The following is a 17,980-nucleotide window of genomic DNA, read 5'->3' as shown; positions in this document are numbered from 1 at the left end:
AAAACTTGTAGGAGCACAGCTTGCTCGCGATGACGGTGTATCAGTCGACATCAATGCTCAATGACATACCGCCATCGCGAGCAAGCTTTGCTCCTACAGAGGCTGCGCTCGCCTCTCCACCTCCTTTGTTTGGACAATGTCATGACTCAACGCACCAATTCCTACTACACCGCCACCCTCAACCAGGACACCGACTACCCCACCCTGCAAGGCCAGCATCGGGTTGACGTGGTGATCATCGGCGGCGGTTTTACCGGCGTCGCCACCGCGGTTGAACTCGCGGAGAAAGGCCTGAAAGTCGCCATCGTCGAAAGCCAAAAAATCGGCTGGGGCGCCACCGGGCGCAACGGCGGCCAGGTCACCGGCAGCCTCTCGGGCGATGAAGCGATGCGCAAACAGATGCGCCGCACGGTCGGCGATGACGTCGATGATTTCATCTGGCACCTGCGCTGGCGCGGGCACCAGATCATCCAGCAGCGGGTGGAAAAATACGGCATCGCCTGCGACCTCAAGCACGGTCACCTGCATGCAGCCTACAAGCCCAGCCACATGGACGGCTTGCGCAAGGATTACGAAGAGGCGCTACGCCGTGGCATGGGCGATGAAATCAGCCTGCTCGACCGCAGCCAGGTGCGCGACCTGCTGCAAACCGACCTCTACCACGGTGCGATCAAGAACACCCGCAACATGCACCTGCACCCGCTGAACCTGTGTATCGGCGAAGCGCGGGCTGCTGAAAGCCTCGGGGCGTTGATCTTCGAAAACAGCGAAGTGCTGGAGATCATTCATGGCGATGCTCCTCACAAGAGCCCTGGCGTGCGCACCGCCCACGGCCGCATCGACGCCAACCAGGTGCTACTGGCCGGCGACGTCTACCACAAGCTTGAACCGGCCAAGCTCAAGGGCAAGATCTTCCCGGCCATGGGTGGCATCGTCACCACTGCACCGTTGGGGGATCTGGCCACACAGATCAACCGCGAAGACCTGGCCGTGTACGACTGTCGCTTCGTGCTCGACTACTACCGCCTGACCGCCGACGGCCGCCTGTTGTTCGGTGGTGGCGCCAACTACAGCGGCAAGGATTCGCGGGACATCGCCGCCGAACTGCGCCCGTGCATCGAGCAGACCTTCCCGGCGCTCAAGGGCGTGGCCATCGATTACCAGTGGAGCTGCGCGATGGGCATCGTCATCAACCGCATCCCCCAACTGGGCAAGCTCTCGGACAACGTCTGGTACTGCCAGGGCTACTCCGGCCACGGCATCGCCACCACCCACATCATGGGCGAAATCATGGGCCGGGCGATCACCGGGCAACTGCAGCAGTTCGACACCTTCGCCGCCTGCCAGCACATTCGCGTGCCCATGGGCGACCTGCTGGGCAACCCGATGCTCGCCGCCGGCATGTGGTACTACCAGATGCTCGAGCGCCTGCGCTGATCCCCTCTTTGAACAGGACACGAACATGACACACCTCACCTTCAATGAGTGGGAACAGCGCGCCGCTTCACTGTCGCCACTCACCCAGGCGTTCATCGATGGCCAGTATTGCGATGCCGTCAGCGGAGAAACGTTTGACTGCATCAGCCCCCTCGACGGTCGCCTGCTGGGCCGGATTGCCAGTTGCGCCCAAGCCGACGCCGACCTCGCCGTGCACAGTGCGCGTCAGGCCTTCGACTCCGGCGTCTGGTCACGCCAGCCACCGACTGAACGCAAGGCCGCCTTGATTCGCCTGGCCACGTTGATGGAGGCTCACGCCGAAGAACTGGCGCTGCTGGAAACCGTCGACATGGGCAAGCCGATCAGCGATGCCCTGAACGTCGACATTCCCGGTGCCGCGCGGGCGATCCGCTGGTACGGCGAAGCCATCGACAAGGTTTACGACGAAGTGGCCGCCACGGCCCACGACCAACTGGGACTGGTGACCCGCGAGCCGATCGGCGTGGTCGCGGCCATCGTGCCGTGGAATTTCCCGCTGCTGATGGCCTGCTGGAAACTCGGCCCGGCGTTGGCGGCGGGCAACTCGGTGATCCTCAAACCCTCGGAAAAATCACCGCTGACCGCCATTCGCCTGGCGCAACTGGCACTTCAGGCGGGCATTCCCAAAGGCGTGCTCAACGTACTACCGGGCTTCGGTCATACCGTCGGCAAGGCCCTGGCATTGCACATGGACGTCGACACCCTGGTGTTCACCGGCTCGACGCGCATCGCCAAGCAACTGATGGTGTATGCCGGCGAATCGAACATGAAACGGGTCTGGCTGGAAGCGGGCGGCAAGAGCCCGAACATCGTGTTCGCCGACGCCCCTGATCTGAAGATCGCCGCCGAAGCCGCCGCCAGTGCCATCGCCTTCAATCAGGGTGAAGTGTGCACGGCGGGTTCACGCTTGCTGATCGAGCGCTCGGTGAAAGCGCGCTTCATGCCGCTGCTGGTGCAGGCCTTGGGCCAATGGCAGCCGGGGCATCCACTGGACCCGGCGACCAAGGTGGGTGCTCTGGTGGACACTCAACAGCTGGAAACGGTGCTGGGGTATATCCAGGCGGGTGTGGATCAAGGCGCGGCACTGGTGTGCGGCGGACGTCGCGTGTTGGAGCAAAGCGGCGGCGTGTTTGTCGAGCCGACGATCTTCGATCAGGTCGATAACGGGATGCGCATTGCCCAGGAAGAAATCTTCGGCCCGGTCTTGTCGGTGATCACCTTCGACACCCCGGAACAAGCGATCCAGATCGCCAACGACAGCCCCTTCGGCCTCGCCGCCGGGATCTGGACCGCCGACCTGTCCAAAGCCCACCTCACCGCCAAAGCCCTGCGTGCCGGCAGTGTGTGGGTCAACCAGTACGACGGTGGCGACATGACCGCGCCGTTTGGCGGGTTCAAGCAATCGGGGAACGGGCGGGACAAATCGCTGCATGCGCTGGACAAATACACCGAGCTGAAAGCCACATGGATCAAGCTGTGACAGCGTGAATTGCGCCCGCCTCGCGGCCTGCGCGCTCAATGTAGGAGCTGCCGAAGGCTGCGATCCTTTGATTTTTATAAGAGAAGATCAAAAGATCGCAGCCTTCGGCAGCTCCTACACGAACAGTGTGTCACTCTCCATCAATATTGACTGACACACCGCCTTCGCGAGCAAGCCCGCTCCCACAGGTTTGAATGCGTTCCTTCTGTAGGAGCTGTCGAGTGCAACGAGGCTGCGATCTTTTGATTTTCAAGATCAAAAGATCGCAGCCTTCGGCAGCTCCTACAGGTTATAGGCTGAACTCAGGTCAGGAACTGCAGCATCCATTGAGCAATCAATGCACCGTCGTTGCCGTTCTTGAAACTCGCGCTGGCTTCTCCATAGAGCTTTTCCCCATACACGCCGCGCCGCAAATCCAACAGCCCTTGCGCATAGGGTTCGACGAACTCCGGATGCCCCTGGAAGCACAACACCTGATCGCCGATTCGATACGCCGCGATCGGGCAAAACGGGCTCGACGCCAGCAACTGCGCACCCAGCGGCAAGGCGCTGACCTGGTCCTGGTGCGACACCAGCAAATCAAAACCATCTCGCTTGGGCGTCATCCACGGCTGTTGCTCAAGCACCTGATAGTGATGCACGCCCAAACCCCAGCCCTGTTCCGAGCGGCCACATTCGCCGCCCAGTGCCAGGGCCAGCAGTTGATGGCCAAAGCAGATCCCCAGCAGCTTATCGCCCGCCCGGTAACGTTGCAGCAGGTAGTCGCGCAGCGTCTTGATCCACGGCGCATCGCCAAACGCATCGGCCTTGCTGCCGGTGATCAGGTACGCGTCGAACTGTTGATCGTCAGGCGGATATTCACCGTCCACGACGTTGCACACGGTGACGCGCACCGGGATGGGTTGGCGTTCGAACAACTGCTGGAACATGCGGCCGTAGCCGTGGAATTCGCCGGCCAGCTCAGGGCGCAGATGGTCGGTTTCGAGGATGCAGAGGGAGAGCATGGTGGTGGACGATCCTTTATTGAAGGAATGCAAAACCTGTGGGAGCGGGCTTGCTCGCGAAGGCGGTGTATCAGACATCGACAATGTCGACTGTCAGACCGCCTTCGCGAGCAAGCCCGCTCCCACAAGGGTTCGATGTGATGCTTAGAGGTCTAATGTCAGCCTAGACGACCTGGCCCGGGACACGCAGACCATCATCAGGTTGTTGCGAGCCTTTTCGCTGTCGGTGAGGAGCATGTCGCGGTGGTCGATTTCGCCGTCGAGCACCCGGGTTTCGCACATGCCGCACACGCCCTGCTCGCAGGACGACGGCACATCGACGCCTTGCTCACGCAATGCGGCCATGATCGAGCAATGGGACGGGACGGCGATTTCCCGACCGCTGCGGGCCAGGATGACGGTGAAGTCACCCTCACCCGCCGCCGCGACCATCGGCGCCGCCGCGAAGCGTTCCAGGTGCAGGCGCCCTTCCAGTTCCTGTTCAGCGAAGCGCGCGGTCAAGGCATCGAGCAGCACGCCGGGACCGCAACTGTAGGTCTCGGCCCCGGCCGCACTGCGTGCAGCGATGCGCTCCAGGTCCAGCAAACCGAACTCGTCCGCCGGCAGGATCTCCACCTGCTCGCCCGCGCGGGATTCCAGAAAATCCAGAAACGCCATGGAACGCCGCGAACGCCCGCCATACACCAGGTGCCACGGCACGCCTGCGCGCTCCGCCGCCAGGATCATCGGCAGGATCGGCGTGATGCCGATGCCGCCGGCGACGAACTGATAGGCCGCCGCCGGTGCGAGGGCGAAGGCATTGCGCGGCTCGCCAATATTGATAACCTGACCGACCCGCAGGCCGTCGTGCACCTCCCGGGAGCCACCGCGCCCCTTGTCCTCGCGCAATACCGCAATGCGCAGGCTATGCCGATCCAGCGGATCACCACACAGCGAATACTGCCGAGTAAGGCCCGACGGCAGGCGCACATCGATGTGCGCCCCCGCTTGCCACGGCGGCAACGGCTGATCCGCCAACGCCCGCAGTTCCAGGGACATCACACCCTCGGCCTCCAGGCGCATGGCGCTGATCAGCACGTCCCTGTTTTCACCCGCGCGGCTCATGCCACGCCTCGTTGCCCCTGGGCCATCGAAGTGTCAGGCACAGCGCGCTCCATGAACTCACGGAAGGCGCGGCGGTAATTGAGGGTGAACAAATCAGCGGGCACCGAATGCTCGACAAACACCCCGTCCCAATCGATTTCCCGAGGGAATATCCCGGCGGCAATCGGCATGTCCTCCAGGTAGACCATTTCTTCGATGCGCAGGTTTTCCTGAAGGTCGGCACCCTTGAAGTCGCTGGCATTGGCCACGCCCCAGAAAATCTTCACTTCGTCATAGGCCACCGGCGACGGGAAGCCGGCGACGATGCGCTTGCCCAGGCGTTCGTAGTCGTAGGTGATGCTGGCCAGCCCCGGCGCGGCGCAGTGATAGAACATCATGCAATCGCCATCGTTGGCCCACTCGCCCTCACCGGCATCCAACGGCCGTTCCATGATCACATCCAGGCCTTCGCGACGAACCTTCAACGGCTCGACGATGTGCGGGCTCGGGCCCATGGACACGAAATGCACGAACGGAAAATGCGCCACGTCTCGGAAGTTTTCGATGGCCACCGCCACGCCGGTCGGCGAATGCAGTGGTTCGGCGGCCAGCCACTGGAAGTCGATGCCTTTCCATTGTTCAGGGTCGTAGAGGTCCTCGACCGGGTCCTCCAAAGCGGTCCAGACATGGGCAAAACGCTCGATCACCGGGTAAGTCTTGATCGACGCCTGGGGCGGGATCTTGCATTGATCGGCCAGCGATGGCACGTGATTGCACTGGCCATTGTCGGCGGCAAAACGCCAACCGTGATACGGACAGGCAATGCTCTCGCCATGCACTTTGCCGAGGGCAAAATCGGCGCCGCGATGGGGGCAACGGGCCTCTTGCACAACGGCCTGGCCGGACTCAGTGCGGTACACCACCAGGCGTTCGCCGAGCAGGGTCGCCGACTGCGGGGTGTCCAGATCGACGCTGCGTGCCACCGGGAACCACTGACGGCGCATGGCGGCTTCGGCGCGTTGGCGTTGGGTCATTTTTTCGCTCATGTTCTTATCCTCGATCAGGCTCAACTCAGATACCGACAACCAGCGCACCACCGTTCACCGCCAGGACCTGCCCGGTGATGAAGGCCGACTCGTCACTGGCCAAAAACGCCACGGCAGCGGCGATTTCCTCGGGGTGCACCAGGCGCCCCAACGGAATGTTGGCCTTCTCGCCTTCGATGTACTCCTCGGGCACCATGCGGGTCAGGATCGCACCGGGGGTGATGGCGTTGACCAGAATCCCCTGCCCCACGAACTCCTTGGCCATGGTTTTCATCAGGCCCAGTTGCGCGGTCTTCGAGACCATGTAGGCGTAGGAATGGCCGTCCGGTACCTGGCCCCATTGCGAGTTGATGAAGATCACCCGTGGCGCCTTGCTCTGGCGCAAGGCCGGCAGCGCGGCGCGGGTCAGGAACAACGGCGCGTGCACATTGATCGCCAGCAACTGGTTGAAGTTGGCGTCGTCGGTGTCTTCAAGGCCGGTCAGCGAGTACATCATCCCGGCGTTGTGCACCAGGATGTCGAGTTGGCCGAAATGCTCGACGGCCTTGGCGATCAGGCTTTCGGCGTTGGCCTTGAGGGTGATGTCGCAGGCGATGGCGATGGCTTTGCCACCCGCTTCGACGATGTCGGCAGCGGTGGCCTTGGCCACGTCGACATCGATGTCGTTGACGACTACTGCCGCACCGCGTGCCGCCAGCAAGCGGGCATGGGCACGACCGGCACCACGGCCAGCGCCGGTGATCAGGGCCACGCGGCCGGCGAATTTCTGCGCCTCGGGCGCCAGGTCCAACACACTTTGCGGCGCGACCTTGGCATGTTGGGTAGAGATAGAAACGGTCATTTTATTGTTCTCCTGGGCGAGCCGTTTTCACACTTTGTGCGGTTCGGTGATGTAGAGCATGTTGCCGTCGGGGTCGAACATCGGGCGGTAGCGGTAGTGCGTGCCGTTGGGGTGCTGCCATTCAATGGGCTTGGCGGTGACCCACTCGACCTTGCCCTCCAGGTACGCCATGGCCTCGTCGAGGTTTTCCACTTCGAAGGCGAAGGAATCGAAGCCCGGCAAGTCTTCGAGGTTGACCGCCGTGCGGCGCTCGACCTGGGCACGGTTTTCGGTGTGGAACAGGTACAGGGTCAGGTTGCCGGTTTCGATGGCCGCCCAACGCTCTTCGGCCACGTAGGGCAGGAAGAACCCCAGGCCCAGGGTGCCGTGGTAGAAGTCCACCAGGCGCTGCACGTCGTTGGTGAGGATGTCCATGTTGTCGATGCGTTTGAGTGTGAGCATGGGAGTGGTCTCCTGGTTTTTTTGATTAGCGATGGGCATGGGCGCAAGGCCCGCCCGGCAAGGCTTTAAGGGTGCCGGCTACTACATCGATGGCCACCGTGACCAGGGTCTGGTACTGGTCGGCGTTGCTGTCGGGATCGGGGTGGCAGCACACGGCCCCGGTGCCGCCGAGGTGGCTGTTCATCGCGGCGATGATCTGGCTCGCGCTGAGGTCGCGGCGATTGGCCAGACGCCGGGTCAAGGTGTCGTGACGCAACAGGGTGTCGGGATACACGGCCCATTCGGTGTCGCCGGCTGCGGCGCGCGGGTCGAGAAAATGGTTGGTGTGCACCAGCAGGCCGTCGGCGCCGGGGAACACGAATGCCGGGCCTTCGGGGTAGAGCTCCACGCTCACGGCGGTGCTCTCCCCGGCCTTCGATGCCACCACCGTCAACACGCTGGACGCGGAGAAATCCGTGGCGGCCAGCAGTTGCAATGCATCGTTGATGTCGCCCTGGCTGTCGAGCAGCCAGCGCGACGCCACGTGCACCGGCACGCCGATGCGTTGCCCGTCGCTGCGGTGGTGCAGGATATTGAAGTGCACGCCCAGACCATGCTTGTTCACGCCGATCTTGCCGACGATGCCGTACTCGGTGACCGTGGTGGTCAGGCGTCCGTCGTCGTGGGGAATCTCCCAGACCAGCCACTGACCGGCGAACTGCGAATACCAGTCCCAGGTCTGCACGGTGATCGGCATCGGCCTGGCGGGATCGACCTGCACGACGGTCGAGCACTCGCCGCGCAGCTGCGCACCGAGGTAGGCGAGGATTTCCGTGCGCGCATTGATCGCACCGATTTCCCGCGCATCCAGCCCTGCCCCTTCGGCCATGCCGAGGATTTCGGCGTGCAAGGGTGGCGCGAACTGTTCGATCTGAAGCAATGCCTCGCAGCCCAGTTGCAGCAAGTCCACGGGGCCTTTTGCCGTGCGTTCGAACAAGCCGCGATACGCCTCGACCGACGCCTTAATCTGCGCGGCATGGCATTCGCCAAATTCGCGGCCTCGGCCACGGGGATCGGTCACCGTGGAGCGGAATACTGTGCTCATCGGCGTTGCTCCAGATACGGCGTCACATGGGCGGCCACTTCATCCAGGCGCGCAAACCAGACATCGCCATCGCTCACCAGACGCTCGACGAAACGCTCCAGTTGTTCGAAACGCGCCGCCCGGCCAATCACCTCCGGGTGCATCGTGAAGCTGGTGTGGCGACCGTCGCGACGGGCCGATTCGTACTCGGCCAGCCACACGTCGGTCAGGGTGCGCGGGTGGGTGTAGTTGCCACCGTTATCGATGCCCCAGCCAAACATTGGCCAGTCATCCAGCGACCAGTGCACCGGCAACTCGACGATCGACTGTCCGTTCCAGGTTTCGATGTACGGACGGTCATCGCCCATGCAGCTGGAGTCGTACTTGAAGCCGTGGCGGATGATCAGCTCGAAGGTTTCCGGGGTCAGCTCCCAGGACGACGAGCGATAACCCGCCGGTTTTGGCGCACCGGCCCTGGCCAGCGCCACCAGGCCGCGCTCCATTTCATCGATCTGTTCCTGTACCGAAACCTTGTCACTGCGCAGGTGCAGGTGGCCGTGATGGCCAACTTCGTGGCCCGCCTCCAGCAGGCGCTCCACCAGCCCGGGGTTGTGCTCGGCGGTGTGGCCCGGCACGAAAAACGAGGCCTTGATCTGGTGCCGCGCCAACAATTCGAGAATCCGTGGCACGCCGCGATTCACGCTGAAGCGGCCTTCCGACAGGCTGGTCAGGCGGCGGGCAAACGTCGGGCTGTCGCCGAGAAAACCGGCCTCGCCATCCACGTCGAACGTCAGGGAGACGGCCACGGGGCTACGATTCGGCCAGGCGAGGCCGAACGAGTTGTCGATACTCATTGGGGTGTTCCTTTATTGCGTGGTTGTGCGTGGGCTGCGAGCAGCGCCTTACGAATGCGCGGGTTGCGGGTGCGCCCGGTCTTGTGCCCGGCGCAACCGGTACATGACCTGGGAGATGGCGAGGACGGCGATGGCGATGCCGACTTCCTTGTAGCTGCCGTAGCCGGTGATCGAGGCGCTGGTGATGCCCACGATCAGGATCAGGCCGTCGAACACCGCCAGCGCCGAGGCAATGGCGATCCAGCGTCGCGGCAGGCGAATGGGTCGCGGGGTATCCGGCTGGTCCTTGCGCAGCACCACGAAACCGGCAACCGCCAGCAGGTGTGCCAACACATAGCCGACGTTACCGGCGACGATCACCGCCAGGGCATTGCCGACAAACAGCACCAGCGCCACGTTGATCGCCAGTTGCACGGTGACGGCGCGGGCCGGCACGCCGCTGCGATTGAGCACGCCGAACTGGCGCACGGTCAGGCCATCGCGGGAGCTTTGATAAAGCGCACGGGCCGCATCGGCGGTGCCCATTACCGAGAGCACCAGAATGCCGGCGATCAGCACCAGGGTCATCGCCGCCGCCCCACCACCGAGCAGCGCCACCGCACCGGCCTGGAGGAAACCGTTCGGCGAGTTGGCCAGGGTCTGCTCGCCCAACAGGCCGGCCAGGCCCAGTGGTGTGAGGGTGAACACCATCAGCAGGATCAACGCCGACACGCGCAAGGCCTTGCGGGTGTCGCGCACCGTGTCGCGGTACTCGGGAATGAACGAGGCCGCCGCTTCCACCGCATAGGCCGACCACGCCATCACGAACAGCCAGGCCATGACCGTGCGCAAGCCTTCCAGGCCACCGGGGATGCGCCAGGTGAAGGTCGACGTGGTCCAGAGGTGCGAAGCGAACGCGCCGCTGCCGAAAATCACCACCGGAATCATCAGCAGCACGCCGGCCAGGGTGATGAGGATCATGGTGAAACGCAGCTCAATCATGCTCAGCGCCCAGGACAGCAACGCCACGCCCAGGGCAATCAACTGCGGCAAATCGAGCTGGATGATGCCGAGGTCGAGCTGATAAGTGGCGTTGGGCCAGAACTGCTCGGTGAGAATCTGCGAAACCGCCAGGCCCCAGATCGCCGGGGCCGTGGCCCAGGCGAACCAGTACGCGTAGGTCGCCAATGGCCCCAGGGAAGGAAAACGCTTGCTCCAGGCTTCGTTGGCATACAGGGCGATGCCACCGGATTTGTGGCTGAACATCGCGCCCATTTCCGAATACACCCAGTTATGCAACGCCGCCACGCCGGCGATGGTGGCCCAGAGCGCGACCGCCGCCCAGGCACCGATGGCGCCCATGGAATAACCGAGGCCGACGAACAACGCCGCCGGCAAGCTGAGGGTGATGGCGACACCATCCCACCAGCGAATGGTCTTTTCGAAGCCTTGGGTCGGCTCAAGGCCGTTAGTGCTCTCGTGCATGACGTTCACCCTCATTCGCTATTTTTTTGTAACACCTTGCGATGAGTCAATCTTAATCCTGTTTTCTGCGCATTAGCAGCTGTTTTTTACGATTATATTGCGCATTGCGCAGCTTATGTCGCCATTAGATACGCATAGCGATAAACAGCACGATCGCGAAAAAACCGCTTTTTTGGGCGCAGGCCTTGAGGGATGAGGGTTTGCGGGCAGGCAGGTGCAATCACCTGCGCGCCAGGGGTGCGCAGGATTTGTCGCAAATGGATAAGGGGCAGGAAAACGTCGTGATCGACTCATCCCGAATAGGACGTCAGGTGATTTTCTCGCTGGGTCGTGGGCGAGCCCGCGCGGGACAAACCATTTTTTTCCTCATCAGTAACCACATATTTACTAATTTTCCTGCCCCCTGACATCGGCCACCATCGCAGCCGCTGACAGAGGTAAAGGGTCCACGAGAGACCACGCGGCCTCAGCTCTTTTGGGCGCCCTGCCCACTGCCCCGATTTGTACGAACAAAAAAAACCATCGTCCCGGGAGTGTTCCATGACCAAGTCTTTGCGTACCCGTTTAACTCATCCACTGGCAGTCACGGCCCTGGCCGTGGCTGCCGCCGGCAGCGCCCAGGCCGGCACCCTGTCCATCGGCCATACCACGTGGGTCGGCTACGGCACCCTCTACCTCGCCCAGGACCTGGGTTACTTCAAGGAAAAGGGTCTGACCGTCGAGTTGCCGGTGGTTGAAGAGGCGTCGATGTACATGGCGGCCCAGGCGTCCGGCCAACTCTCAGGCTCGGCCTCGACCATTGACGAAGTGCTCAAATACCGCCCGCAGTTCTGCTTCAAGGCCGTCGCGGCCCTGGATGACAGCCATGGCGGCGACGGCGTGCTGGTGGGCAAGGACGTCAAGAGCCTGCAGGAACTCAAGGGCAAGGCAGTCGCGGTCAATGAAGGGTCGACCTCGCAGTTCTGGCTGTCCTACCTGCTGAAAAAGCACGGCATGACCATGAGCGACATCACCGTGCAAAACATGACGGCCGATGACGCCGCCACGGCGTTTATCGCTGGCCGCGTTCCGGCCGCCGTGACGTGGGAACCGCATCTGTCGATGGTCCGCGACAAGCAGCAAGGCAAGGTGCTGATCGACAGCAGCAGTACCCCGGCAGTGATCGTCGACGTGGTAGCGCTCAACTGCAGCGTCATCGAAAAGCAGCCCGACGACGTCAAGGCCTTGGTGTCCGGTCTGTACAAAGCGGTGCAGTACACCAAGGACCATCCGGAAAAAGCCTACGAAATCATGGCCAAGGGTGTCGGCGGCTATCTGTCCGATCCCAAGGAACTGGCGGCCGCGGCCAAGGGCGTGCGTTTCTACGACCAGGCCATGAGCGAGCAGTTGCTGGGTTCCGTGGGCAAGCCTGGCGCCAGTGCCGAGCTGATCAAGTTGGCCAACGAGACCGCCAGCGAACTCCAGGGCAAACCCTACAACGTCAGCAATGACGACCTGGTCGACAACCGTTTTGTCAGCCCGCTCTAGGAGGTCGTCATGTTCAAGCGAAATTCGTGGGTCAGCCGCTGCGTCACGCCCAAGACCGGGCTGCCGGTGTCGGTGATCTGGAGCGCCAGTGGCCTGGCGTGGGTGTTGCTGGTCGGCCTGTGGGCCGGTCTGTCCTATGGCGGCGTGGTGCCGGCGATGTTTCTGCCGACACCGGGTGCCGTGCTGGACGCGGCAGCGCGCCTGGCACGTGACGGCACATTGGGTACGCACGTTTGGGCCAGCCTGGAAGTGGTGATGGTCGGCTTTATCGTGTCGTCGCTGGTGGCGGTGCCGCTGGGGTTGCTGATGGGCAGCTTCCGCATCGTCCAGGCGTTCCTCGAACCGATGGTCAACTTCATCCGCTACCTGCCGGTGACCTCCTTCGTGCCGCTGTTCATCCTGTGGATCGGCATCGGCCTGGAACAGCGGGTGTCGGTGATTATCTTCGGCGTGTTCTTCCAGCAACTGGTGATGATCGCTGACGTGTCCAAGGGCATTTCCAAAGACCTGGTCAACGCCTCCTACACCCTGGGCTCCAATCGTCGCGACGCGGTGCTGCATGTGATTGCCCCCGCCTCGTTGCCGGGCGTGCTCGATACCCTGCGCGTGACCATGGGCTGGGCCTGGACTTACCTGGTGGTCGCCGAGCTGGTGGCGGCTTCCAGTGGCCTGGGCTACCTGAGCCTCAAGGCGATGCGCGGCTTCCAGGTGGATGTGATTTTCCTCGCCATCGCGATCATCGGCCTGCTGGGCCTGGTCACCGATCAACTGTTCCGCTTCCTACGCCTGAGGATCACCGCATGGGCTCAGTAACCGCTACTTCGCATCGTTTCGTCACGGCTGACGCGCCCCCGGTGAAGGCTTCGCCACGGCTGCAGGTCGACAAGGTCAGCCTGCGCTACCAGAAACCCGACGGCAGTACCTTTACCGCGCTGGAGCAAGTGTCTTTCGACGTGCCAGACCAGCAATTCGCCGTGCTGGTGGGCCCTTCGGGGTGCGGCAAGTCGAGCCTGCTGTACCTCACCGCCGGCCTGGCCGAGCCCACCTCGGGCGAGATTTATGTCGGTGGCCAGCAGGTGCAGGGGCCGGGAGCGGATCGTGGCATGGTGTTCCAGAGCTACACCTTGTTCCCCTGGCTGACCGTGCGGCAGAACGTCGAGTTCGGTCTCAAGCGTCGCGGCATGCCGGCAGCGCAGCGCAAGGACATCGTCGATTACTACGTCAACGAAGTCGGCCTCAGCACCTTTGCCGACCACTACGCCAAGCAGCTATCGGGCGGCATGATGCAGCGCGTGGCCATTGCTCGTGCACTGGCTAACGATCCGCAAATCCTGCTGATGGACGAACCCTTCGGCGCGCTCGACAGCCAGACCCGCTTGCAGATGCAGCAGCTGCTGTTGCGTGTCTGGGGTAACAGCAAGAAGACGGTGTTGTTCGTGACCCACGATATCGACGAGGCCATTTTGCTGGGCGACCGGGTGTATGTCATGGGCGCCCGGCCTGGGCGGATCAAGCAGATTCTCGACGTGCCGATTGAGCGTCCACGCAGCCTGGACATGGTGATGGAGCGTTCATTCATCGAGATGAAGCGCAACATCTTCGGGCTGCTGCATGACGAGCTGGAGGAGGCGCATTGAGGTAGCGGCGACCTTTATATCGCCTTCGCGAGCAGGCTCGCTCCCACAGGGATCTCGGGTGGCCACATTCTTTGTGTTCACCGATGAGCCACTGTGGGAGCGAGCCTGCTCGCGAAGGGGCCGGCATGCTCAACATCACCAGTGACTGACACACCGCCATCGCTGGCAAGCCCGCTCCCACAGGTTCTGTGTCCAGACGCAAAATCTGTGACACCCCCAATTACTGTGGGAGCTGGCTTGCCCGCGATGGGGCCGGAACATTCAATACTAATGGCAGAGGCACACCACCCTCACAACTCGATATCCGCTCCCGGAATGGTGAAGCGGATTTTGTGCACTTTCACTTCCTGCATCATCCGCACTTCTTCCACGCCCGGCAGCGCGCGAAGGCGTTGCTTGAGGCGCCACAACGCGTCGTTATCGTGGCACAGCACCTGCACGCAAATATCGGCGGTGCCCATGGTGGTGGACAGGTAGCTGACTTCGGTCCAGCGCCCGAGGGTATCGACCACTCGCTCGTGTTCCTGTGGCCCGACGTTGACGAACAACAGTGCCAGCTTCGCATCGCCCAGCTTGGCCGGGTTGGTGAACGCCAGAATCTGCAAAATGCCCTGGTCCTGCATGCGCTTGACCCGCGTACGCACCGTGGCCTCGGGCACCGACAAATTACGTGCGACTTCGCGAAACGCGCGACGACCGTCTTCCTGCAATTCACGGACGATGTCCATGTCCAGAGGGTCGAGTGTTGACATTGGCATGCTGGGTTCTCGATGGCAGCGCCCGACGCACTGGAATGCGCACCGGGCAAAGAAGCGAAGGCTAGCAGATATGACCGCACGGCTGGAATGCGTGGCGCCGGCTCAGGCGTGCGCCTGCACCACCTCGATCCCCAGTACCCGGTAATCCTCGATATTGCCCGAGGCCACATGGCGTTCGGTGATCAGCGTGTGCAAGCGCGAACAGGGCGCGACCACGAACGGTTCCACCGCGCCCAGCTTGTCCGCCGTGGTCACGGCAATCACCTGGGATGCACTGTCGAGCATCGCCTGCTTCACCGGCACCTCGTCAAAATGCAGGGAGCTGATGCCAACTTCGGGGTGAATCGCACACACCCCGGTGAACAACAGATCGGCCTTGATGCCTTCGAGCAGGCGCAGGGTTTCATGGCCGCTGGCCGACATCGTGGCCGGGTTGAGTTGGCCGCCGGCCAGGATCACCTTCACCCCTTTGTATTCGGACAAGGTAATCGCCGTCATCGGTGAGGCAGTGACCGCCGTGATGCAGATGTCTGATGGCAGCATTCGCGCGATCTGCAAGGTCGTGGTGCCAGAGTCGAACATCACAATCTGCCCGTTCTCGACGCGACTGGCCGCGATCTGCGCCAGGCCGGTTTTCACCTCGTCGGTTTCGCTGATGCGGGTGAAGTAGTCCTTGCCGGTGTCCTTGGGTCGCGGCAGCGCCCCGCCATGCACCCGTTGCACCAGGCCGGCATCGGCCAGTTCCGACAGATCGCGGCGGATGGTGTCTTCGGAGACAGCGAAGTGTCGGCTCAACTCGGAAGCCATGACCTTGCCGTCACGCTCGAGGATCAAGAGGATTTTCTGCCGGCGCAGATGAGGGAGTTCGGCTGCGGAATGATCGTGCATGGTTATGCCTGTTTGTGCGTTATTTTGCGCGTTTCGGCAGATTAGCCAAAGCGCCGGGTAAACACAAACCGGCGTGCCCGGAAAACAGTGCAGGTATCAATTCTTTCGATCTTTCACATCACGAGGGGCAATTTTTTATTTCCCAGTCGCCTGTTCAGAATGGCGCCATCAACACTGTTCTGGAAGGAAGCCGCATGAACCTCAATTTCGCCTTTGCCTGCATGATCGTCGTCTCATTCACCATTGCCCTGGTGCACACCTGATCGCAGCATGGCGCTCCCATTCCCCCTGTAGGAGCTGCCGAAGGCTGCGATCTTTTGATCTTGTTTTTCAAACGATCGCAGCCTTCGGCAGCTCCTACGTTTCAGCTAAGTTTCGGTCGGTAGCCTTTCTCCTGCGCACTTGATAGCGCTGCCCAGGAGAATTGACCGACATGAACCCGACCCTAGCCGGCTGGCTCAACAAAGTCCCCGAAGTGACGCTGTCCTTCTGGATCATCAAAATCATGTCCACCACAGTGGGCGAAACAGGCGCCGACTTCCTCGCCGTCGACGCCGGCCTCGGCACTGTCTGGACCAGCATCGGCATGGCCGTGCTGCTGGCCATCGCCCTGACCTGCCAACTGCGTACCCGCGCCTACACCCCCTGGATCTACTGGCTCACGGTGGTACTGGTGAGCATCGTCGGCACCCAGATCACCGACATTCTCACCGACATGCTCGACGTCAGCCTGTACACCAGTACGGCGGTCTTCTCAGTGCTGCTGGTGGTCAATTTCCTGGTCTGGTACCGGGTCGAGCACAACCTGTCCATCCGCGAAATCGTCACCCCCCGGCGCGAATTGTTCTATTGGGCCACGGTGCTCTGCACCTTTGCCCTGGGCACGGCGGCGGGCGATCTGGCCACCGAGGCGCTGGGCCTGGGGTTCACCCTTGGCGCGGTGATTTTCGGCGCCTTGATCGCGGTGACACTGATCGCCTGGCGTCTGGGCGGCAATGTCGTGCTGACTTTTTGGATCGCTTACATCCTCACCCGCCCTTTCGGCGCCTCCCTGGGCGACCTGCTGACCCAGGCCAAGACCTACGGCGGCCTCGGCATGGGCGCGACCTGGACCAGCGCGCTGTTCCTTTGCGTCATCGTCATTCTGGTGACCGTCGCGCAAATCAGCGTCGGCAACCGCAAATCCATCGCTCAGTAACCTTTCAAAAGCCATCAAGGAATTGTCATGCGCTACTTTCAAAACGCTATTCGCCACATCGCCATCGTGACCTCGATTGCCCTGCTCAGCGTCGCGGCCGGCTGCTCGAAACCTGCCGACAAACCTAATGCGGGGGCCACCTCGAGTACTGCCGACAGCCAGGCCCACGCGGGATCCAAACTCGGCGATTTGTCGCCCTTTCGCAGCATTGCCGCCGATGTCGCAGGCCTGGTCGATAAAAATGACCTGGCGGCGGCGAAAACCCGGATCAAAGACCTGGAAACCTCCTGGGACGAAGCCGAAGCCGGCATCAAGCCCCGCGCCGCCAGCGACTGGCACGTGGTCGACAAAGCCATTGACCACGCCCTGTCCGCCCTGCGCAAAAGCAGCCCTAACCAGAGCGACTGCAAAGCCGCGATGGATGAGCTGTTGAAGGCCTTCGACTCGATGAAAGGCTAAACCTCTCCCCTGTAGGAGCCAGGCTTGCCGGCGAACTGGACGCTGCGGTGTATCTGTTGTACCGCGTTATCGTTCTTCGCGGGCAAGCCTCGCTCCTTCGGGCGAATTGGGCAACGCGGCGTGTCTGTTAGACCGCGTCACCGTTTTTCGCCTGTAGGAGCCAGGCTTGCCGGCGAACCAGACGCTGCGGTGTATCTGTCGTACCGCGCCATCGTTCTTCGCGGGCAAGCCTCGCTCCTACGGGCGAACCTAGCGACGCGGTGTGTCTGTTAGACCGCGTCATCGTTTTTCGCCTGTAGGAGCCAGGCTTGCCGGCGAACCTGGCGCCGTGGTCTATCTGTCAGACCGCGTTATCGTTCTTCGCGGGCGAGCCTCGCTCCTACGGGCGAAACGGGCGTCGTGGTCTATCTGTCGGACCGCGTCATCGTTTTTCGCCTGTAGGAGCCAGGCTTGCCGGCGAACCTGGCGCCGTGGTCTATCTGTCGGACCGCGTTATCGTTCTTCGCGGGCGAGCCTCGCTCCTACGGGCGAACCTAGCGACGCGGTGTGTCTGTTAGACCGCGTTATCGTTTTTCGCCTGTAGGAGCCAGGCTTGCCGGCGAACCTGGCGTCGTGGTCTATCTGTCGGACCGCGTTATCGTTCTTCGCGGGCAAGTCGGAACGCCGCCCGCTCGCTCCTACGGGCGAACCAAACGCTGCGGTGTATTTGTCAGACCGCGTTATCGTCCATCGCGAGCAGGCTCGCGCCTACAGGGCACCGG

At 62.3% G+C, this 17,980-nt stretch carries 18 protein-coding genes; 8 read left to right on the top strand and 10 right to left on the bottom strand.

Features of this window, described 5'->3' with window-relative positions; translation table 11 throughout:
• Positions 1 to 141: 141 nt before the first annotated feature.
• Together ABTV22_RS12485 and ABTV22_RS12480 are read left to right on the top strand one after the other, a co-directional pair.
• Positions 142 to 1,437 carry an NAD(P)/FAD-dependent oxidoreductase gene (locus ABTV22_RS12485; protein ID WP_433740529.1) on the top strand — a complete coding sequence of 432 codons (1,296 nt, stop codon included), beginning with the start codon at positions 142 to 144 and terminating at the stop codon, positions 1,435 to 1,437.
• A 25-nt stretch (positions 1,438 to 1,462) separates the two neighbouring features.
• Positions 1,463 to 2,956, top strand: coding sequence for an aldehyde dehydrogenase (locus ABTV22_RS12480; protein WP_433740527.1), 1,494 nt, complete (start codon positions 1,463 to 1,465; stop codon positions 2,954 to 2,956).
• A gap of 302 nt (positions 2,957 to 3,258) precedes the next feature.
• Here the strand turns inward: ABTV22_RS12480 and ABTV22_RS12475 are convergent, their stop codons facing one another.
• The 8 genes from ABTV22_RS12475 to ABTV22_RS12440 all read right to left on the bottom strand — a co-directional run bounded on the left by ABTV22_RS12475 (position 3,259) and on the right by ABTV22_RS12440 (position 10,752).
• Positions 3,259 to 3,960: an amidotransferase gene (locus ABTV22_RS12475; protein ID WP_433740525.1), complete on the bottom strand. Its 702-nt coding sequence runs from the start codon at positions 3,958 to 3,960 to the stop codon at positions 3,259 to 3,261.
• A 144-nt stretch (positions 3,961 to 4,104) separates the two neighbouring features.
• Positions 4,105 to 5,064, bottom strand: a complete 960-nt coding sequence (locus ABTV22_RS12470) for a PDR/VanB family oxidoreductase (RefSeq protein ID WP_433740524.1) — start codon at positions 5,062 to 5,064, stop codon at positions 4,105 to 4,107.
• Positions 5,061 to 6,089, bottom strand: a complete 1,029-nt coding sequence (locus tag ABTV22_RS12465) for a Rieske 2Fe-2S domain-containing protein (protein WP_433740522.1) — start codon at positions 6,087 to 6,089, stop codon at positions 5,061 to 5,063. The genes ABTV22_RS12470 and ABTV22_RS12465 overlap by 4 nt, the downstream gene beginning before the upstream one ends.
• A gap of 25 nt (positions 6,090 to 6,114) precedes the next feature.
• Positions 6,115 to 6,930, bottom strand: a complete 816-nt coding sequence (locus ABTV22_RS12460) for an SDR family NAD(P)-dependent oxidoreductase (protein WP_433740520.1) — start codon at positions 6,928 to 6,930, stop codon at positions 6,115 to 6,117.
• A 27-nt stretch (positions 6,931 to 6,957) separates the two neighbouring features.
• Complete coding sequence (locus ABTV22_RS12455) at positions 6,958 to 7,371, bottom strand: VOC family protein (RefSeq protein WP_433740518.1); 414 nt, start codon at positions 7,369 to 7,371, stop codon at positions 6,958 to 6,960.
• Between the two features lie 25 nt (positions 7,372 to 7,396).
• Positions 7,397 to 8,455: a C45 family autoproteolytic acyltransferase/hydolase gene (locus ABTV22_RS12450; protein ID WP_433740516.1), complete on the bottom strand. Its 1,059-nt coding sequence runs from the start codon at positions 8,453 to 8,455 to the stop codon at positions 7,397 to 7,399.
• Complete coding sequence (locus ABTV22_RS12445) at positions 8,452 to 9,288, bottom strand: polysaccharide deacetylase family protein (protein ID WP_433740515.1); 837 nt, start codon at positions 9,286 to 9,288, stop codon at positions 8,452 to 8,454. Before ABTV22_RS12445 ends, ABTV22_RS12450 begins: the two co-directional genes overlap by 4 nt.
• A gap of 48 nt (positions 9,289 to 9,336) precedes the next feature.
• Positions 9,337 to 10,752 (bottom strand): APC family permease, encoded by a 1,416-nt coding sequence (locus tag ABTV22_RS12440; RefSeq protein WP_433740513.1) that lies wholly within the window; start codon positions 10,750 to 10,752, stop codon positions 9,337 to 9,339.
• A gap of 540 nt (positions 10,753 to 11,292) precedes the next feature.
• Between ABTV22_RS12440 and ABTV22_RS12435 the strand changes: the two genes are divergently transcribed.
• The 3 genes from ABTV22_RS12435 to ABTV22_RS12425 are packed head-to-tail and all read left to right on the top strand — an operon-like array spanning position 11,293 to position 13,916.
• The gene (locus ABTV22_RS12435; RefSeq protein ID WP_433740511.1) at positions 11,293 to 12,279 is read left to right on the top strand and encodes an ABC transporter substrate-binding protein; all 987 of its coding nucleotides are present in this window, start codon (positions 11,293 to 11,295) and stop codon (positions 12,277 to 12,279) included.
• A 9-nt stretch (positions 12,280 to 12,288) separates the two neighbouring features.
• Positions 12,289 to 13,092: an ABC transporter permease gene (locus ABTV22_RS12430; protein ID WP_433740510.1), complete on the top strand. Its 804-nt coding sequence runs from the start codon at positions 12,289 to 12,291 to the stop codon at positions 13,090 to 13,092.
• Positions 13,080 to 13,916: an ABC transporter ATP-binding protein gene (locus ABTV22_RS12425; RefSeq protein ID WP_433740508.1), complete on the top strand. Its 837-nt coding sequence runs from the start codon at positions 13,080 to 13,082 to the stop codon at positions 13,914 to 13,916. The genes ABTV22_RS12430 and ABTV22_RS12425 overlap by 13 nt, the downstream gene beginning before the upstream one ends.
• 290 nt (positions 13,917 to 14,206) lie before the next feature.
• Here the strand turns inward: ABTV22_RS12425 and ABTV22_RS12420 are convergent, their stop codons facing one another.
• A complete protein-coding gene (locus ABTV22_RS12420) occupies positions 14,207 to 14,674 on the bottom strand; it encodes an Lrp/AsnC family transcriptional regulator (protein ID WP_433740506.1) in 468 nt (155 codons plus the stop codon).
• Between the two features lie 102 nt (positions 14,675 to 14,776).
• The gene (locus tag ABTV22_RS12415) at positions 14,777 to 15,562 is read right to left on the bottom strand and encodes a DeoR/GlpR family DNA-binding transcription regulator (protein WP_433740504.1); all 786 of its coding nucleotides are present in this window, start codon (positions 15,560 to 15,562) and stop codon (positions 14,777 to 14,779) included.
• Between the two features lie 14 nt (positions 15,563 to 15,576).
• On the opposite strand from ABTV22_RS12415, the gene ABTV22_RS12410 reads away from it, so the two are divergent.
• The 3 genes from ABTV22_RS12410 to ABTV22_RS12400 all read left to right on the top strand — a co-directional run bounded on the left by ABTV22_RS12410 (position 15,577) and on the right by ABTV22_RS12400 (position 17,219).
• The gene (locus ABTV22_RS12410; protein ID WP_433740502.1) at positions 15,577 to 15,825 is read left to right on the top strand and encodes a hypothetical protein; all 249 of its coding nucleotides are present in this window, start codon (positions 15,577 to 15,579) and stop codon (positions 15,823 to 15,825) included.
• 170 nt (positions 15,826 to 15,995) lie between these two features.
• The gene (locus tag ABTV22_RS12405) at positions 15,996 to 16,760 is read left to right on the top strand and encodes a COG4705 family protein (RefSeq protein ID WP_433740500.1); all 765 of its coding nucleotides are present in this window, start codon (positions 15,996 to 15,998) and stop codon (positions 16,758 to 16,760) included.
• A gap of 27 nt (positions 16,761 to 16,787) precedes the next feature.
• Positions 16,788 to 17,219 carry a hypothetical protein gene (locus ABTV22_RS12400; protein WP_433740498.1) on the top strand — a complete coding sequence of 144 codons (432 nt, stop codon included), beginning with the start codon at positions 16,788 to 16,790 and terminating at the stop codon, positions 17,217 to 17,219.
• The last annotated feature ends 761 nt before the right edge of the window (positions 17,220 to 17,980 follow it).

It is taken from the genome of Pseudomonas putida, assembly GCF_050990305.1.
Lineage (GTDB): Bacteria > Pseudomonadota > Gammaproteobacteria > Pseudomonadales > Pseudomonadaceae > Aquipseudomonas > Aquipseudomonas putida_AH.
The sequence above is the reverse complement of the archived record's forward strand: the minus strand, read 5'-3'. Positions and strand labels throughout refer to the sequence as shown.

Excerpts from the sequence above, each read along its gene's own strand:
- ABTV22_RS12485 (WP_433740529.1), top strand. The coding sequence starts at position 142 with ATGACTCAACGCACCAATTCCTACTACACCGCCACCCTCAACCAGGAC.
- ABTV22_RS12480 (WP_433740527.1), top strand. The coding sequence starts at position 1,463 with ATGACACACCTCACCTTCAATGAGTGGGAACAGCGCGCCGCTTCACTG.
- ABTV22_RS12475 (WP_433740525.1), bottom strand. The coding sequence starts at position 3,960 with ATGCTCTCCCTCTGCATCCTCGAAACCGACCATCTGCGCCCTGAGCTG.
- ABTV22_RS12470 (WP_433740524.1), bottom strand. The coding sequence starts at position 5,064 with ATGAGCCGCGCGGGTGAAAACAGGGACGTGCTGATCAGCGCCATGCGC.
- ABTV22_RS12465 (WP_433740522.1), bottom strand. The coding sequence starts at position 6,089 with ATGAGCGAAAAAATGACCCAACGCCAACGCGCCGAAGCCGCCATGCGC.
- ABTV22_RS12460 (WP_433740520.1), bottom strand. The coding sequence starts at position 6,930 with ATGACCGTTTCTATCTCTACCCAACATGCCAAGGTCGCGCCGCAAAGT.
- ABTV22_RS12455 (WP_433740518.1), bottom strand. The coding sequence starts at position 7,371 with ATGCTCACACTCAAACGCATCGACAACATGGACATCCTCACCAACGAC.
- ABTV22_RS12450 (WP_433740516.1), bottom strand. The coding sequence starts at position 8,455 with ATGAGCACAGTATTCCGCTCCACGGTGACCGATCCCCGTGGCCGAGGC.
- ABTV22_RS12445 (WP_433740515.1), bottom strand. The coding sequence starts at position 9,288 with ATGAGTATCGACAACTCGTTCGGCCTCGCCTGGCCGAATCGTAGCCCC.
- ABTV22_RS12440 (WP_433740513.1), bottom strand. The coding sequence starts at position 10,752 with ATGCACGAGAGCACTAACGGCCTTGAGCCGACCCAAGGCTTCGAAAAG.
- ABTV22_RS12435 (WP_433740511.1), top strand. The coding sequence starts at position 11,293 with ATGACCAAGTCTTTGCGTACCCGTTTAACTCATCCACTGGCAGTCACG.
- ABTV22_RS12430 (WP_433740510.1), top strand. The coding sequence starts at position 12,289 with ATGTTCAAGCGAAATTCGTGGGTCAGCCGCTGCGTCACGCCCAAGACC.
- ABTV22_RS12425 (WP_433740508.1), top strand. The coding sequence starts at position 13,080 with ATGGGCTCAGTAACCGCTACTTCGCATCGTTTCGTCACGGCTGACGCG.
- ABTV22_RS12420 (WP_433740506.1), bottom strand. The coding sequence starts at position 14,674 with ATGCCAATGTCAACACTCGACCCTCTGGACATGGACATCGTCCGTGAA.
- ABTV22_RS12415 (WP_433740504.1), bottom strand. The coding sequence starts at position 15,562 with ATGCACGATCATTCCGCAGCCGAACTCCCTCATCTGCGCCGGCAGAAA.
- ABTV22_RS12405 (WP_433740500.1), top strand. The coding sequence starts at position 15,996 with ATGAACCCGACCCTAGCCGGCTGGCTCAACAAAGTCCCCGAAGTGACG.
- ABTV22_RS12400 (WP_433740498.1), top strand. The coding sequence starts at position 16,788 with ATGCGCTACTTTCAAAACGCTATTCGCCACATCGCCATCGTGACCTCG.